Genomic DNA, 643 nt, shown 5'->3' with positions numbered 1-643 from the left:
AGCGTCCGCTATCCGGAAGATGGGCAGGATGCTCGCATCTTGCTACAAAATGCCGATACCGCAATGTACGAAGCCAAAGATCGCGGGCGAAACCGTCTGATCAAATTCAATGACCAAATGAACAAAGAAGCGCGTATGCGTTTGTGGCTCGAAATCGAACTGCAAAAAGCCCTGCAGCAAAATGGTCTTGAAGTTTGGTATCAACCCAAAGTGAACGCCCGTGATTTCAGTATCAATGGCGCAGAGGCTTTAGTACGTTGGAAACATCCGGTTGAGGGCTACATTAGCCCAGGATCATTTATTCCTGTGGCGGAACGAGCAGGTTTGATTGAGCATCTGGGCCGCGTGGTGATGCGTGATGTATTCAACACCGTAAAACGCTGGAAGCAACAAGGCATTTTGCCGGGTCGCGTCGCGATCAACTTGTCTCCAGAACAGTTTGGCAACCCTCAGTTGATCGACTTTATGGAGAAACTGCTGCGCACAACCGAACTTGATCCAAGTTGCATCACGTTTGAGCTAACGGAAAGCGCGGTGATGAGTGACAGCGAACATACGCTGCAAATGCTGAATGCGATTAAAAAGCTGGGCTTTGCTTTGTCGATCGACGACTTTGGCACTGGGTATTCGTCACTGTCGTATT

General features: G+C 49.3%; 1 protein-coding gene. It reads left to right on the top strand.

What is annotated here, in order from left to right:
* The coding region (locus tag R7Q11_RS27105) for a putative bifunctional diguanylate cyclase/phosphodiesterase (protein ID WP_225467101.1) at positions 1 to 643 on the top strand (643 nt) is incomplete at both ends.

The organism is Vibrio sp. 970, from assembly GCF_033339075.1.
The sequence above is the reverse complement of the archived record's forward strand: the minus strand, read 5'-3'. Positions and strand labels throughout refer to the sequence as shown.